The organism is Mycobacterium sp. NGS56 (assembly GCF_059812425.1).
On the sequence record NZ_JCALCQ010000001.1, the window covers coordinates 1,493,845 to 1,508,664 of the forward strand.

Consider the following 14,820-nt stretch of genomic DNA (forward strand, 5'->3'; position numbering starts at 1 on the left):
CGGAGCGGGCGTATCGTGCCGCGTCATCGCGATGAAGTTGGGTCTGTGGGCACCCGTAAGTTCGTCGTTGGACCCACGGGTCGCGATTTCCATGGTGCACTACCTACGAGGGCGTCAGTAGAGGTCATATGTTGTGAAGGCACAACTGCGCGTTGTGTGTGCTGGTTCACTTCGGGCGGCGGCGAGGGCTCACACCTCGTCGCCCGCAGCGAACGCGACGTCGGGGTTGAGGATGCCCGCCGGGTCGAAGCTCGCCTTGATCCGGCGCATCAGGTCGACCTTGACCGGATCCTCGAGCTCCACGAAGTACGGGGCTTTGGCCCGGCCCAGGCCGTGTTCGCCGGAGATCGCGCCGCCCAATTCCATTGCGAGCGCGAAGATGTCGGTCAACAGTTTCTTTCGAATCGCCGCGTCCGGGCAGAAGATGGCCAGGTGCACGTTGCCGTCACCGGCATGCCCACAGCCCGCCGCCGCGCCGCCGGCCGCCGCCGCCAGGCCGCGCGCACCGGAAAGGAACTTCGGCATCGCGCCGCGCGGCACCACTGCGTCGATGAGGTCGTCGGCGTTGAGCGCCTTGAGCGTCCAGAACGCCTTCTCCCGCGCCTCGATGAGCTTGCGCGCCGAGCCGCCTTCGAGCACGTAGGCGTCCACCGCACCCAGCTCGGCGAGCAGTTCGCCGGTTCTCTCGACGTCCTCGTCCAGCCGGTCAGTGGTCCGATTCTCTAGCGCCACAACCAGATAGGCCTGACAGCTGTCCCGGATGTTATCGGGCACGCCCAGCTCGAGATTCTGGGTATGGACCAGCGCGGCCATCGTCACGTTGTCGACGTACTCCAGGATGTAAGGCGCCAGACCGCTGGCGAGGATCTTGGGCACCGCTGCCATGACTTGGTCAAAGTCGGCGAACGGGGCGAGGACGGTGGCGCTGTGGTCCAGCCGCGGATGCAGCTTGACGGTCACCTCGGTGGCCAGGGCCAGGGTGCCTTCGGAGCCGACGATGAGCTGGGTCAGGTCGTAGCCGGTGGAGACCTTCGCGATCTTGCCGCCGGTGCGGATGAGCTCGCCGGTGGGCAGCGCGGCCTGCAGCCCGAGCACGTTGTGGCGGGCGATGCCGTACTTGACCGCGCGCATGCCGCCGGCGTTGGTGCCGACGTTGCCGCCGACGCTGGACGACAGCTCGCCCGGGTGCACCATGTACCGCAGCCCTGTGCCGGCGGTCGCGTCGTCCAGTTCGGTGAGCGTCACCCCGGGCTGGACGACGGCGACCTGGTTGGTGACGTCGACCTCCAGCACGGCGTTCATGCGCTCGAAGGAGATCAGCAGCCCGTCCGCCCGGGGGATCGCCGCGCCCGACAAGCCCGTGCCCGAACCACGGGCCGTCACCGCCACGCGGGTTTCCGTGGCGAGCTTGAGCAACCGCGCGACCTCGTCGGCGGTCGCGGGTTTGGCCAGGTATGCCGGTTTTTGCGGCGGCTTGGTCAGCACCTCGTCGTGCGCATAGTCCTCGAGGATGGCGTCGCCCGTGAGCAGGTTGTGCTCGCCGACGATCCCCGCGAACTGCGCCGTCATGTCGGTCATCGAAGGCCTCACCGTCTTACGTGCCGGACACTTAGTCACTGTATCGGGGCGTGCGGCTCGAGACTGGACGGTGCCGCTGCCGCTAGGGTGGCACTGGCGCCGTGTCGCTGTTGGTCATCCCGGCCGGCGAACGATAGCGGCCCTCGGCGATGTCTCGGAGTAGCGACACGCGTGAGGCTGCGCACGTTATGTCGGCGCCCAATTCGGGAACTCGCGACCTGGACTGTCTTGAGAAAGGAGTGCGGCAGTGACCTCCTCGTCCCGCGGTTCGCGGCTCGGTACCCGGTTCGGGCCGTACGAGCTGCGCTCACTGATCGGCACCGGGGCCATGGGCGAGGTCTACCGCGCGTACGACACGGTTAAAGACCGGATGGTCGCGCTCAAGCTCTTACGTGGCGAGACGGCAGCGGACCCTGGCTTCCAGCAACGTCTTTGGCGCGAGTGCCGAAAGGTGACGCGGCTGCAGGAGCCACATGTCCTGCCGCTGCATGACTTCGGCGAGATCGAAGGCGTGCCGTTCATCGATATGCTCCTGGTCGATGACGGCGGCAGCCTCAAGGACCTGCTGCGCGAGCAGGGCGGGCTGGAACCGTCGCGTGCCGCGTCGATCACCGCGCAAGTGGCGCGTGCGCTGGACGCCGCGCATGCCGGTGGGTTGCTGCACCTCGACGTCAAGCCTGAGAACATCCTGCTCACCCACGACCACTTCACCTACCTTGCCGACTTCGGCACCGCCCAGGCCGCCGGCGACGAGAAAATCTCGCGGACCTACATGGCGCCCGAGCGATTCACCACCGGACGCGTGGGACCGCAGACCGACGTCTACTCGTTGACGTGTGTGCTTTACGAATGCCTCACCGGCCAACCGCCGTTCGAAAGCGAGGACGCGGGGGAGCTGAAGCGCGCGCACATATTGGCGCCGGCGCCCCGGCCGAGCATCATGCGCCGCGGCGTCGGCCGGGAGTACGACGACATCATCACCCGGGGCATGGCCAAGCAGGGCGCGGCGCGGTTCGCTTCCGCGGGTGAGCTTGCCCGGGCCGCCAGTGAGGCGGTGTTCGCCGCCTACGAACCCGTGGGTGCCGCGGCCGGGCGAAGCGGTCCCCCGAAGACGCATCCATTGCCGACCGCCCCCCTTGCGGAGCTCGATGCGCCCGCTGACCGCCCCGAGCCGCCCGCCGCCTCCAGGTCGGCGTGGCATTGGCCGGCGATCGGCCGCACACCCGTCGTGGTGGCGGCGGTGGCGGCAGTCATGTTGATCGCCGGGCTGCTGTTATCGGTGAATCTGGTTGGTGCAACTCATCACAACGGTTCGGCCTCGCCGCCGTCGCAAACGGTTGAGGCGGCGCCTCCGGCCCCGACGACCTCCGTGCCACCGCTGACGCCGACACTGTCGCGTCCGGTGAAGGGCGCCGATGGGTTGGGGTTCGTGGGCGAGACCGCCCGCTGCGATCCGGGTAATCCGCCGGCCGCCGTGGTGCGAACGAGCAAGTCGTTGGCAGTGGTGTGTCAAAACCTCAGTGGGACTTATTATTATCGCGGCGAGCGGATTCGCGACGGTGCCCACATCGAGCTTTCCAATGCCGAGCGGGTCGAGGACGGGTTCGACGTCACCAATCCGGTCGACGGCGTGGTTTACGAGGTACGCCCGAACCGGCTGCGGATCATCAGCTACGGCCACGTCGATTCGTCGGAGCCCGTGCTGCAGTACGCTACCGCGTCGTAATCACCACGAGCGCTTTGTCTCTCGGCGCAGCGTCCATAGTGTAGGCCCCGTGACTAACCGCCTTCCGGCCATGACACGTTTCTCGAACGTGCTGGCGGATGTGCTAGCCCTTTTGAAAGTCGCCTATCGGTCCGAGGGCCCGTCGCACCAGCTGCTGTGCGAAGATCGCGCCAGTTCCCAAGTGGCGCCACTGATTTCTGCATGATCTAATGAGTTATTCCGTTTTCCAATGACTTTGGGCGACGCGGTACCGATAAAGCGTGGCTGACCAGCCCGATGCCCGCACCGAGGATGGGCCAGATGGGCCAGAAGTAGGTCGCGTCGGTTGTCATGGCGACGGCTGCCCAGACGGTGAGCACGATGACGCACATGGCGAGGTACGCGTAAAGGTGGGCGCGCAGTCCGCGACGCGCCGCGGCGATGCGAGCGGCACGCCGGCGGGGATCGTGACGCCGGATGCGATCGACCGGGAGGCCCGCGGTGAGTTCGCGCAGTTCTTCGGCCGTGTGCGTCTGGAACACCGATTGCAGCCGTTGGTCGTACTCGTCGACCTGCAGGTAGCCCTGGGCGAGCGCCTGACCGAGTAGGTCGGCCGTCTTCTCACGGTCCCGGGTGCCAGCGAGCGTGGATGTGGTTTCGAGCGGATTCGACATGTCGCCTCCTGGGTCGCCGATGTGAATAGCATTAACATAGACGGTAATGTTAATGTCGTCAACATGGCAGTGCAGCGGGCGGCCGTCAGGCGGCGCCAGAGCTACCACCACGGCGACCTCAAACGCGCGCTGACCAGCGCCGCGCTCTCGCTGGTGGCCGAGAAGGGGCCGAAGGGATTCACCCTGACCGAGGCGGCGCGACGAGCCGGGGTCAGCGCCGCGGCCCCGTACCGGCACTTCGCCGATAAGGCCGAGCTGCTGGCCGCCGTCGCCGAACAGGGATTTCACGCGTTGCACGCCGACCTCGCTGCGGCCGCCGAGCGCGTCTTGGATCCGAAGGAGCGGGTGGTCGAGCTCGGCCGGGTCTATGTGCAGTGGGCTATTGCCCATCCCGACCACTATCAGGTGATGTTCGGCGCGGAGTCGCTGAAGGCCGAGCAGCCGGGCATGGCGGTCGCCGGAGAGCAGGCGTTCGACGACCTGCTCGACGCGATCGCCAAGTGCCAGGAGGCGGGGATCGTCGAGGGTCGCGACCCGCGAGAGGTGGCCGCGCCGCTCTGGTCGCTAGTGCACGGCATCGCGTCGCTTGCCATCGGCGGTCAACTGAGTGCCGTCGGGATTATTCGAGCCCCCGACGAACTAATCGCCGGTGTTGTGGCGCAAGTGCTTTGAGCGATTCGGGCGCTTTGCTGCGCATGATGCCTCACTGAGCGGGTGTGAAGTGGCATGCTTCTACCATGGCGGCCGTCCCCCAAACGGTCTATGCGCGAGATGGCGATGTACACCTCGCTTATCAACTGGTCTCTGACAACGGATCCGACCTGCTTTTCGTCCCCACCGCGACGTTCCCCATCGACTTGCTGTGGGACGACCCGACGGTCGCGGGCCACCTGCGCCACCTGGCGTCGTTCAGCCGGCTGATCATTTCCGACCTGCTCGGGATGGGAAGTTCGGATGCCGTGCCGATCCATAACCTTCCGGCGATGCAGGCTTGGACGGACGGGCTGGTCGCGGTGCTCGACGCCGTCGGCAGCGAGTGCGCGTCGGTGTTCGGGATGTCGGAGTCGGCGCTTCCTGTCCTGCTTTTGGCGGCGACCCATCCGCAGCGCGTCCGCTCGCTGGTGCTCTTCAGCCCTTACGCGCGGTTTTTGCGGGCCGCCGATTATCCGCAGGGGATGCCCGAACCGGCGTTTAGCCGATACGTCGACTCCTTCGGCGACACCGTCGGCACCGGTGCCGTCGCTGATCTTTTGGCCCCAAGTTGGAGCGGTGATGCCGGCAAGCAGCGCTGGTTTGCTCGCGGCGAGCGCCTGGCCGGCGGGCCCGGCTACTTCAAAGCCATCTTTAACCTGTTCCTGCGCACCGACATTCGGGCCGTACTCGACAGCGTCCAGGCGCCGACGCTGGTGCTCCATCGCCGCGATGACCGCCACGTGACCGGCGCGCACGCTCACTTTGTCGCCGAGCGGATTCCGAATGCTCGACTGATCGAGCTCGATGGGGAAGACAATGTGTGGTTCGCCGGCGACTGCGACCGGGTGCTCGACGAGATCGAATCGTTTGTCACCGGCTCGCGTGCGGCCGCGGCGACCAACCGGGTGCTGTCGACGGTGTTGTTCACCGACATCGTGGGATCGACCGAACGCGCCGAAGCGCTCGGTGATGAGGCCTGGGCCGCGGCCCTCGCCGCGCACAACGAGATCGTGGAGAAATATGTGTTGGGCGCACGGGGCGAAGTCATCAAGTTCACCGGCGACGGCGCGCTGGCGACGTTCGACGGCCCGGCCCGAGCGATCAACTGTGCGTGCGCCATTCGAGATGCGGTGCAGGATTTAGGGCTCAACATCCGGGCCGGTCTGCATACCGGCGAGGTGGAGATGATCGACCACGATGTGCATGGCATCGCGGACCATATCGCTGCGCGCATCATGGCGCTCGCCGGGCCCGACGAGGTGCTGGTGTCCGGGGCGTTTCCGCCGCTGGTCCTCGGGTCACGGATTGCCTTCGAAGACCGCGGTCGCCACGAACTCAAAGGTGTGCGGCACCGATGGCCGGTCTTGGCCGTGCGTTAGGGTGGGTCACCATGGGCGTGGCGTTTCCCGGGTCTGCCCCGGTGTGAACGTGACCGGGAGCTTGCCCAGGCCGGTCATGCTCGGGTTGCCCAGGTATTGGTGGACGTTCTCGACGTCGACCTGGTAGTCAGGGAGGCGATCGAGGACGGCCTTGACCAGCACGCCAGACATCAACCGGGCCAGGTGCGAGCCGATGCAGCGGTGTGGGCCCAGCCCGAAGGCGACGTGGCGGTTGGGTGTGCGGTCGAGGATGATCTGATCGGGGCGGTCGAATTCGTTTTCGTCGTGGTTGGCCGAGAGCCAGCTGATGACGACGCGGTCGTTCTTGCGCAGGCGTTGGCCGGCGAGGACGACGTCGTGAGTGACTGTGCGGCTGAGGGTTTGGTTGACCGAAAAGTAGCGCAGGAACTCGTCGGTGGCGGTGCGGTAGAGCTCGGGGTGGTCGATGAGTTGCTGTCGGGTCTCCGGGTGGGTGCCCAGGTGCAGCAGGGTCAGCGCGGTCTGGGAGGTGGTGGTGTCGACACCGCCGCCGATGAGGTTCCACAGGATGTTGAGCAGCTGCTCGTCGGTGAGGCGCTGGCCGTCGAATTCGAACTGAATGAGGAAGCTGGTCAAGTCTTCTCGGGCATCGGCCCGTCGGTTGGCGGCGAACTCGAGGACCTCTTCCATCATGGCGGGCACTTTGGCGATCGCGCTGGCGTACTCGTCGCTGTCCTGCGAGACGGCCATGACGGAGTGAAAGAGGTTGGCGTACAGGTGCCAGTTATCGTAGGGCAGGCCCATCAGCTTCATCGTGAGGATCGCCGGGACCGGGCTGGCATAGTCGAGCACCAGGTCCATGTGCCCTTTAGTTACTTGTTGATCGAGGAACCAGTGCGCGGATTGCTCCATGAAGGGCTTGAGCTTCTCGACGGCGCCGGGGGAGAAGAACGGCGCCAGAGCGTGCCGTAGCGCTTGGTGGTAGGGGCCATCGACCTCGCCGATGCCCAGGGCCGGCTGGCCTTCGGGGCGGGGGACGCCCATCTCGCCCTGATAGTCGACGCCGTCTTCGGCGTTGGGCTCGTATTTGTGGGCGAAAGTGCCTCCGTTGCGGGCGGTTTGGCTGACGGCGTCGTAGCTGCTGAGGAACCAGAACCCGCCGTAGTTCTCGTTCCACGCCACCGGACATCGCTGCCGCAGGTCGGCGTTGACGGCGAGCTCGTTGAGGTTGAAGGCGTCGGAATGATGGTCGAAGTCAACGATTGCGTCGGCACTGACGTTCGGACGTGTGGCCATCGAAAAGCCCTCCAACGGAAGGTGATCTGCCTGCTCGGCGGTGCGCTTATTATCTTTGCATTATTACGCGTTTGGGCTGGGTGGTGGAAGCGGCTTCGAGGCCGGCCGCGCGGCCGTGGAGGCCCGATTTGCTGCGGAAAGGCTGTCATGACGAGCCATCGGACGGTTTTCAATCACGTTGGATTATGCGTCACGGACCGCGAGCGATCGCGCCGCTTCTACGAGGGGTTGCTGGGGTTCCAGTTCTGGTGGGAACTCGACCCGCCCGACGGCCCGACCTCCCAGCTGGTAGGACTGCCCGAGCCGCTCGGCGTGCACGCGACGTATCTGGTGCGCGACGGCTTGGTGCTGGAGCTGATGGACTACTCGAAGCGGCAGGTTCACGCCGGCTCGGAGCGGGTGATGGATCAAATCGGGCTGACGCACATCTCGTTCTCGGTGTCCGACCTTCCTGGGGTGTTGGGGAAGGTTGCGGAGTTCGGGGGAACGGTGGTCGACGCGACCGTGGGTGAGGCGATGGCGATGATCCGGGACCCGGATGGGCAGCTGTTGGAGTTGCTTTCGGATGGGTGGTTGGCGGCGTTGCCGGCGCGGCCGTAGTAAGCCACACTATTGTGGTTCCTATGGTTCCTCACCGCCGGACAATCGGTTGGTGGACTGGGTCGGTCGGCTTGAAAAATGGTTAGACGGGCATACACACCGTTTTGCACTCGGTGACTTAAATATCGGGTAGCCAGCCCATGAGATCAAACTACCGTCGATGAACTTATCGAAATCCGCAACGGCTTTGTGACAAGCCAATGCCGATGTCATGTCCTGGATTCCCGATAATCTGGCCGCAGCAGTATCCCGCCGGGTGAAAGGTACATGAAATTAGATGCTTCAAGTGGGACAACCGTCAGAAGGCCTCGGTAAACGTCGACATTCGAGTGGACAAAGTGCAACCCAAAATTGAGCGAGCCAGCAACGCGCCCTGCTGGTGTAAGCCTGTGTAATCGGTTCTGCGATAACCTCCTTCGATCACTCAATCTTGTCATGTTTCGCCAGATTGTGACGTGCGCACAGTAATTGAACGTTGTCGGCCACCAACGACGAACCTCCGCGTGAGTAGGGAATTATATGGTCGAAATGCAAGTTGTCGTTGCTTCCGCATTTCACGCACCTACCACTGTCTCGCTTCCATACCGCCAGTTTCACATTGGTTGGGATCACACGGTTTTGCTCAAGTGGTGACTCTCGAGAATCGATGAATGGGGTCGCGGCGGGATCTACCTCGAGACGGAATTTGTAAACCATTCGTCCGTTGGATTCCTCGCGCCAGCCATCGAGGAGGCGAAACGTGCCATTGAAGGCCCAAATCCCGGTGCGCATCTTCTCGTAGACCCGCACGTGTTCAGCGGAGTTCCCCGTTTCCCGATGACGCCGCGCAGCTTCTAGGAACAAGCCGTTCTGCGTTAGCGTGCCGCCTGGCCCGCGCTCTGGTTGGTCGACCGTCTTCGGATCCGGGCCGCCTCGTGTCTGTGGTGTGTCGTGGCCTTCATAAATCAAGACGCGGCCATCTTGCTCAATGCGATCGTCATAAGGCGCCCCAGGTCGACGACTCATCAGGATGATGCTTGGGCGATTTCCGCTGCGATAGTTCATGCCCCGCTGCAGGTTAATGCCTTCTTCACGGCACATGTCCAAATAGGAGATGACCTCTCCGGGAATTATCATCATCGATCCTAGGCTGTCTGTAGATCGCGCCGGCGGGAGTACACGCGGCACGCAGATTGAATTGAATCAGTTGTACGCCGTACTTCCCGGTTCGGGATGCGTCGTGCTGATGAGCTTGGCGGCGCAGTGGTCTCGATCAAATCCTTGGGACCTGCACCAGGCTAGCGGGCCGGCGGAGTCGGTGAAGGTGATGCCGGCGACCGTCACCCAAAAGTCCGGCGCAGAAAATGTCGACCAATCACCTGACCAAAGCAATTTCACGTTGGGATAGCGCTGTCTGAGCTGTAGGTGTTCCTGCAGCGTCCTCGTGTTATCCCACACAACGCCGTTGTCGACGACGCCGGGACGCTTGGAGCTGAGTTGCGGGACCCAGCGGCCGGCGAGTTGCGCGCTTACGTACGATCGGTCGTCATCCGCGATCTGGCGTAGCTGCTGCACGGAGTCTTGTGGTGCAGAGCTCGCCGTATTGGGTGATCGAGCCGACTGGGTAGCCGAGGTTGGGGGTTCAGTCTCATATGTTGGCACGGGGTTGGTATAAGTGACAGTGGGCGCAGTCGAGGCCTCCGAGTTGCTTGAATCTCGTTGAGCGCGTACAGCAAAGACCAGTCCAATGCCGCCCACTAACAGCGCCACAGCGACCCCTACAGCGGTCAGCAAGATCCATTTTTTTGAGATGCCTTGCCCCGCACCACTTGCGCCTGTCGGAACCGTTGCGGGATAGGGGTATTGCGCATTGAACAGCGGATAACTCGGAGGCGCACCGGTGTAGTGGGGCGCCAGCAGTGTGTCTGTGCCGGCCGGGGTGGGCGAGCACGGCTCGATTGCGCGCTTCGCCGCACGCCCCAGCGCTCCGGCGCTGCCGTAACGGTCATCCGGGTGCTTTGCCATGCCGCGGGCAATCACGTCGTCAAAGGAGGCCGGTACGTGAAGATTGACGGCACTTGGCCGCGGAGGCGGCGATGACACGTGAGCCCGTATGGCCTGCTCCGCACTGTGAACCGGGAAAGGCTTGGCGCCAGTGAGCGTTTCGTAAAGTACGCATGCCAAGGAGTAGACGTCGACCGCTGACGTTGCTTCCTCGTCACCGAATCGTTCGGGAGCCATGTAGTCGAAGGTGCCGACCGTGTATCCCGCCATGGTCAGGTGCGTGTCACCTCTCGCCTCGGCGATACCAAAGTCGACCAGATACGCGAAATCCTCTGGCGCAACAATGATGTTCTGCGGTTTCACGTCACGATGAATCAGGCCGACAGCGTGGGCAGCGTCTAAAGCCGATGCGATCTGCCGGATGATATCGGTAGCGCGGTGCGGTTCAAGGGCACCCTTCTTGAGGATTTCATGCAGTGTCTGGCCCCGGACCAGTCGCATATCGATATAGAGAACGCCGTTGATTTCGCCCCAGTCATGGATAGGGATGACATGCGGTTCCTGCAGGACTGCGGCGGCGCGGGACTCGCGCAGAAATCGAGCACGGAAGGTTTCATCATCGGCGTATCTAGCGGTGAGTATCTTCAAAGCAACGGTTCTGCCCTTATTTGTGTCGTAAGCCTCGTACACCTCACCCATGCCGCCCTCGCCAAGCAGCTGCCTGATTTCATATTTGCCGAACTTGCTGCCGACGAGCGACACGACACCCCTCCTGCGTTCAATCGCCGCGGCCAGTATCTGACGTACGGCTGCGGCTTCGCAGGGATTTACCTAGAAAGGTTTGTATTTATTTGATGATGGCGAGCTTCTCGAAGTCGGAGTGGACGTGTTACTCAGCGAAACCCGACTTTCACGTGCCCATCCATTGTGCGCTGATCTAGAGGAAAGCCGGTAGCATGTCGCCGCCAATTCTGGACAGCAACTCAGTACGACGCTCGCGCCGGAAACCGATGCGCCGCAGCCTATTTGAATTCGCACTGGCCGCCGGGGTGCTAGTCGTGCGCCGCGCAGTCTAGGGCCTTACGGCTACCCGATTGATAACTACCTGCGTGTCGGTGGGGTATTTGCGCCAACTTTCTGTCAATCTCCGTCCAGGGCCATAACCTGCACCTCTTTCGTCACATCTACACGCCGTCGCGGCGGCCCCGGAGCGGACACCCATGACGAGCACCACGCGGGCAAAGGTCGCCGGCGCCGCACGAACGGTCGGCCGGGTCGTTTTGTTGTCCGCCACGATGGCAGCGTCGCCGGTGATTCTGGCCGCTGGGGTGCACGCCAACCCGGGCGCTCCCGTCCCCGACGCCGATCATGAGTTGGGAATGTATGGCGATCCCGTCGCCGCCGCGCCCTACTGGCGCGAGCAACACGGTTCCGACTGTGGGGAAATGGCGGTGGCCGATGTGGTCGGCCATATTACGGGACGCGAACCAACAGAGCAGCAGATGATCACTTTGGCCGAAAACACACCGAGCACAGCGGGTCACGGGCCGATTTGGAAGCCAACGGGCACCACCAATATCGCCGACCTTCCGGTACTGCTGTGGCACTACTGGATCAGAGCCGACAACATTCAGACCGATACCGATGCTGTGGCGCGCAAGTTGGGAGGGAACCACAAGGTCATCGTCATCCTCAATGCCGAAACAATTTGGAACCGGCCCGGGAAGCGGAACTCTGCGAACCACTTCGTGGTGGTCACCGGCATTGACAGCAAGGCCGGTGTGGTGCATCTCAACGACAGCGGCATCAGTACCGGCCGCGACGAGCAGGTTCCCATCACCGTCTTCGAGCAGGCGTGGGCCCCTAACTACAACTCGGCTATCGTGACCAAATGACGGTCGGCGACGGCGCGAAAGCGAAATAGCTCGCAATCAAACGCAATCGAAATAGCCGTGACTGCGAGCGCCGGGTCCGCGGGTAGAGCCCGAATGCGATAGCGCATGAGCTAGCAGTTTTCGGCAACGCTCTATGCATCCGAACCGAGGTGTTCACTACAGTCGAGGGATCCTTCCTGGACGAGAAAGGGCCTCGGCGGATGACGCGAATGTCTCTGGCCAGCGCGGACGGACAACCGGAACAAATCCGGGAGCTGCTGACACGTCCCGGCACCCTCAACGTGCTACGACTGCTCGCCAACGCCCCCAACGTGTTTGACGGATGGGCGCAGATGGCCAGCCAGCTCTTCGAGAGCCCCACCTTCACCCCACGGATGCGCGAAGTCATTATTCTGCGGGTGGCGCATCTGCAGGACTCGCCCTATGAACTCGCCCAGCACGTGATCTTCGCCCGCAGGGCGGGACTCAACGACCAACAAATCGACGCCCTGCAGAACAACGCGGACCTGGACGCGGCCGGATTCAGCGACGACGAACGCACCGTCATCGACACCGTCACAGAATTGTGCACCACCCGCCGGCTCAGCGACGACACCTTCGCCACTGCCCACACCCTGCTCGGCGACGAGGCACTCACCGAATTGCTGATGATCGTCAGCTGTTACTACGGCCTGGCGCTGGTGCTCAACGCCGTCGACCTCGACATCGACGCGAAATGACCCGCGTCCCTTATCGCCGGCCCGAAGACATGACCGAACTCGCCCGCGAATTGACCGTGCGGCGGGGCAATCTCAACGTCTACCGCGCACTGGCCAACGCCGAGAAGGTGTTCACCGGCTGGATGGTGGCCGGCGACGCCGCCCTGACCAGCCCAGTGTTGCCGAGAAGGCTTCGCGAACTGATCGTGCTGCGCACCGCCTATCTCATGGAGTGCGCATACGAACTGGGACAACACCGAGACGTCGCGCAAACGGTCGGAGTAGACACCGCCACCATCGACGCCGTCACCTCCGAGTCCGATTGGCAAACGGGACAATTCGACTCCACCGAGCTGGCGGTGCTGCGCCTGACGACCGAGCTGGTGACTTCCCGCCGCGTCGCGGCCCCGCTGTTCGACCAGGTGCACACTGCCCTCGGCTCGGAGGCCACCATGGAAGCGTTGATGGTCATCAGCCGATATGCCGGCCTGGCGCTGATGCTCAACGCGCTCGACGTCGACCTCGACGACACCGCCCGACTCCCGGTTCCGCCGACGAGCCAGGAACGCCTCCCGTAACCTGCATGGTGTGGTGGTGCGAAAGCAGCCTTCGACCCGCCTGTCCGCAGAAGACTGGCTCGAGGTGGGTTATACCGTTCTCGCCGAGGAGGGGGTGCGCGCACTCAAAGTCGAGCGCCTCTGCCAGCAGGCGGGCGTCACGCGCGGCAGCTTCTACTGGCACTTCGAGGACATCGAGCAGTATCGGGCCGCGCTGGTCGAGTCGTGGAACAAGTTCCTCGAACGGGACCGCCAAGCGCTGTGCGAGCTCGACGGGCTGCCACCCCGGGAACGGCTGTCTGCCCTGACCCGAACCCTGGTCAGCCCGCAGTACTGGATGCTCGAGCGGGCGATGCGCGAGTGGGCCCGCGTGGACCCGGTGGCCGCCGAAAGCATCCGCGCCACCGACCGGCTCCTGCTGCGCACCGTGATAAAGGCCTATAGCGACTACGGTTTCAGCCTCGAGGACGCCCGGCTGCGCGCTGAACTGACCTTCGCGGCCGGAATCGGACTGCTGCATCTCACCAGCTCGGCGGAGCAGGCCCAGTCGGTGTCGCAGCGCGAACGGTTCCTGGCCCTGATGCTGGGCGAGACGGACAACTCAAATCATGGCGATGGGTGAAATCTTCGCACCGATCGCCAACGCCCCGGCCAACTCCCGGCTGGTGTCGTAATCGAACACGACGTGCCCCGCGGCGATGTCCACGTCGCGCTTGGCGCGCTGCATGGGGTTCGACAGGAAGTGCACGCTGGCGCCGGAGGCCTCCATGAGATCGGCGATGATCGCGCGACTTTCGTGCACGGTGCGCGCGGCCGCCAGCCGGGCGTCGGCCCGCACCGATCGGCTCACCCGTTCCCCGCTGACCACAATCGCCTCGATGTCGTCGGCGGTCTTGGCCACCAATGCCCGCAGCGAATTCAGCCGTACCCGGGCCTCGCCCAGCCGGATCTGCGCAGCCGGCTGATCCTTTTGCGCCACCCCGCTGTAGGCCAGCACACGCCCGCTGAGCCGTTCAGCGAACAGTTCGGTCACCCGCTCCGCGGCCCCGAGCACCGGCATGGATGCCGTCAGCGCCAGCGCCGGAACCATCGGCCACCGATACGTCGGGACGCCGTGCTCGCGCGCGCCCGGTGCCGTCCCGGCGTAGATGTCGGCCACGGCGACCAATCGATATTCGGGCACCAGCGCGTCGGTGATGACGAGATCGTGCGAGCCCGTACCGCGCATGCCGGCCGTGTGCCAGGTGTCGACGACCTCGGCCTGCTCGGCGGGCAGCACGGCCAACGCCGGATCGATCCGGTCTTGCCTTTCGATGAGCACGCCGACGATCACCCAATCGGCATCCATCGCGCCCGTCGCCCACGACCACCTGCCGGTCAGGCGCACTCCGCCGTCGGCCGGGACGCCGCGGCCGGTGGGAGCCAGGGGAGCCGGCGCCAGCACCGGGCCCGACGCGAAAACCTGGTCCTGAGCGCGCGGATCGAACAGTGACAGCATCCAGTTGTGCAGCGCGTAGAAACCGAGCGTCCAGGCGCTCGATGCGCAGCCATGCGCCATCCGCCGAATCGGTTGCAGCAGTTCGGGAAACGAGGCCTGGATGCCGCCGAACCGGGCGGGCAGCAGCAACCGAAACAGGTCGGTCTGCCTGAAGTCGCTGATGGTCGGAGCGGGTAGGCGCCGCAATCGCTCGGCCTCGTCGGCGCGATCGGCCAGCCGTGCGACGAACTCGTCGGTGACGCCGTGCAGAGGGCGGCTTTCGACCACGGACATGCCGCCGACCGT

At 64.2% G+C, this 14,820-nt stretch carries 14 protein-coding genes; 8 read left to right on the forward strand and 6 right to left on the reverse strand.

Annotation, left to right across the window (positions count from 1 at the left end):
• Nucleotides 1–189 precede the first annotated feature (189 nt).
• The gene (locus tag AC5Y4F_RS06865) at nt 190–1,578 is read right to left on the reverse strand and encodes an FAD-binding oxidoreductase (RefSeq protein ID WP_499995653.1); all 1,389 of its coding nucleotides are present in this window, start codon (nt 1,576–1,578) and stop codon (nt 190–192) included.
• A 247-nt stretch (nt 1,579–1,825) separates the two neighbouring features.
• Here AC5Y4F_RS06865 and AC5Y4F_RS06870 point away from each other — a divergent pair, with 247 nt between their 5' ends.
• Nucleotides 1,826–3,304 carry a protein kinase domain-containing protein gene (locus tag AC5Y4F_RS06870; RefSeq protein ID WP_067937377.1) on the forward strand — a complete coding sequence of 493 codons (1,479 nt, stop codon included), beginning with the start codon at nt 1,826–1,828 and terminating at the stop codon, nt 3,302–3,304.
• 206 nt (nt 3,305–3,510) lie between these two features.
• Here AC5Y4F_RS06870 and AC5Y4F_RS06875 read toward each other — a convergent pair whose 3' ends face one another.
• Nucleotides 3,511–3,957, reverse strand: coding sequence for a DUF1707 domain-containing protein (locus AC5Y4F_RS06875; protein WP_067937375.1), 447 nt, complete (start codon nt 3,955–3,957; stop codon nt 3,511–3,513).
• 63 nt (nt 3,958–4,020) lie between these two features.
• Here AC5Y4F_RS06875 and AC5Y4F_RS06880 point away from each other — a divergent pair, with 63 nt between their 5' ends.
• Together AC5Y4F_RS06880 and AC5Y4F_RS06885 are read left to right on the forward strand one after the other, a co-directional pair.
• Nucleotides 4,021–4,629, forward strand: coding sequence for a TetR/AcrR family transcriptional regulator (locus tag AC5Y4F_RS06880; RefSeq protein WP_499995656.1), 609 nt, complete (start codon nt 4,021–4,023; stop codon nt 4,627–4,629).
• Between the two features lie 65 nt (nt 4,630–4,694).
• Complete coding sequence (locus AC5Y4F_RS06885; protein WP_499995658.1) at nt 4,695–6,029, forward strand: alpha/beta fold hydrolase; 1,335 nt, start codon at nt 4,695–4,697, stop codon at nt 6,027–6,029.
• Between the two features lie 6 nt (nt 6,030–6,035).
• Here the strand turns inward: AC5Y4F_RS06885 and AC5Y4F_RS06890 are convergent, their stop codons facing one another.
• Nucleotides 6,036–7,304: a cytochrome P450 gene (locus AC5Y4F_RS06890; RefSeq protein WP_499995660.1), complete on the reverse strand. Its 1,269-nt coding sequence runs from the start codon at nt 7,302–7,304 to the stop codon at nt 6,036–6,038.
• Nucleotides 7,305–7,451: 147 nt separating this feature from the next.
• On the opposite strand from AC5Y4F_RS06890, the gene AC5Y4F_RS06895 reads away from it, so the two are divergent.
• A complete protein-coding gene (locus AC5Y4F_RS06895; RefSeq protein WP_499995662.1) occupies nt 7,452–7,904 on the forward strand; it encodes a VOC family protein in 453 nt (150 codons plus the stop codon).
• Nucleotides 7,905–8,324: 420 nt separating this feature from the next.
• Here the strand turns inward: AC5Y4F_RS06895 and AC5Y4F_RS06900 are convergent, their stop codons facing one another.
• Nucleotides 8,325–9,023 carry an HNH endonuclease gene (locus tag AC5Y4F_RS06900; protein ID WP_499995664.1) on the reverse strand — a complete coding sequence of 233 codons (699 nt, stop codon included), beginning with the start codon at nt 9,021–9,023 and terminating at the stop codon, nt 8,325–8,327.
• A 63-nt stretch (nt 9,024–9,086) separates the two neighbouring features.
• Nucleotides 9,087–10,649, reverse strand: coding sequence for a serine/threonine-protein kinase (locus AC5Y4F_RS06905; RefSeq protein ID WP_499995665.1), 1,563 nt, complete (start codon nt 10,647–10,649; stop codon nt 9,087–9,089).
• Nucleotides 10,650–11,107: 458 nt separating this feature from the next.
• Between AC5Y4F_RS06905 and AC5Y4F_RS06910 the strand changes: the two genes are divergently transcribed.
• The 4 genes from AC5Y4F_RS06910 to AC5Y4F_RS06925 all read left to right on the forward strand — a co-directional run bounded on the left by AC5Y4F_RS06910 (nt 11,108) and on the right by AC5Y4F_RS06925 (nt 13,659).
• Nucleotides 11,108–11,782: a C39 family peptidase gene (locus AC5Y4F_RS06910; protein ID WP_499995668.1), complete on the forward strand. Its 675-nt coding sequence runs from the start codon at nt 11,108–11,110 to the stop codon at nt 11,780–11,782.
• Between the two features lie 200 nt (nt 11,783–11,982).
• A complete protein-coding gene (locus AC5Y4F_RS06915; protein ID WP_499995671.1) occupies nt 11,983–12,501 on the forward strand; it encodes a carboxymuconolactone decarboxylase family protein in 519 nt (172 codons plus the stop codon).
• Nucleotides 12,498–13,058 carry a carboxymuconolactone decarboxylase family protein gene (locus AC5Y4F_RS06920; RefSeq protein ID WP_067937361.1) on the forward strand — a complete coding sequence of 187 codons (561 nt, stop codon included), beginning with the start codon at nt 12,498–12,500 and terminating at the stop codon, nt 13,056–13,058. Before AC5Y4F_RS06915 ends, AC5Y4F_RS06920 begins: the two co-directional genes overlap by 4 nt.
• 64 nt (nt 13,059–13,122) lie before the next feature.
• Nucleotides 13,123–13,659: a TetR/AcrR family transcriptional regulator gene (locus tag AC5Y4F_RS06925; RefSeq protein WP_197520636.1), complete on the forward strand. Its 537-nt coding sequence runs from the start codon at nt 13,123–13,125 to the stop codon at nt 13,657–13,659.
• On the opposite strand, the gene AC5Y4F_RS06930 is transcribed toward AC5Y4F_RS06925, so the two are convergent.
• On the reverse strand, nt 13,639–14,808 hold the full coding sequence (locus AC5Y4F_RS06930; protein WP_499995672.1) for an acyl-CoA dehydrogenase family protein: 1,170 nt from the start codon (nt 14,806–14,808) through the stop codon (nt 13,639–13,641). The two genes, AC5Y4F_RS06925 and AC5Y4F_RS06930, sit on opposite strands and share 21 nt — an antisense overlap.
• Nucleotides 14,809–14,820: the final 12 nt, after the last annotated feature.

Coding starts and splice junctions, on each gene's coding strand:
- AC5Y4F_RS06930 (WP_499995672.1), bottom strand. CDS start 14,808: ATGTCCGTGGTCGAAAGCCGCCCTCTGCACGGCGTCACCGACGAGTTC.
- AC5Y4F_RS06920 (WP_067937361.1), top strand. CDS start 12,498: ATGACCCGCGTCCCTTATCGCCGGCCCGAAGACATGACCGAACTCGCC.
- AC5Y4F_RS06890 (WP_499995660.1), bottom strand. CDS start 7,304: ATGGCCACACGTCCGAACGTCAGTGCCGACGCAATCGTTGACTTCGAC.
- AC5Y4F_RS06865 (WP_499995653.1), bottom strand. CDS start 1,578: ATGACCGACATGACGGCGCAGTTCGCGGGGATCGTCGGCGAGCACAAC.
- AC5Y4F_RS06875 (WP_067937375.1), bottom strand. CDS start 3,957: ATGTCGAATCCGCTCGAAACCACATCCACGCTCGCTGGCACCCGGGAC.
- AC5Y4F_RS06880 (WP_499995656.1), top strand. CDS start 4,021: ATGGCAGTGCAGCGGGCGGCCGTCAGGCGGCGCCAGAGCTACCACCAC.
- AC5Y4F_RS06915 (WP_499995671.1), top strand. CDS start 11,983: ATGACGCGAATGTCTCTGGCCAGCGCGGACGGACAACCGGAACAAATC.
- AC5Y4F_RS06900 (WP_499995664.1), bottom strand. CDS start 9,023: ATGATGATAATTCCCGGAGAGGTCATCTCCTATTTGGACATGTGCCGT.
- AC5Y4F_RS06885 (WP_499995658.1), top strand. CDS start 4,695: ATGGCGGCCGTCCCCCAAACGGTCTATGCGCGAGATGGCGATGTACAC.
- AC5Y4F_RS06895 (WP_499995662.1), top strand. CDS start 7,452: ATGACGAGCCATCGGACGGTTTTCAATCACGTTGGATTATGCGTCACG.
- AC5Y4F_RS06910 (WP_499995668.1), top strand. CDS start 11,108: ATGACGAGCACCACGCGGGCAAAGGTCGCCGGCGCCGCACGAACGGTC.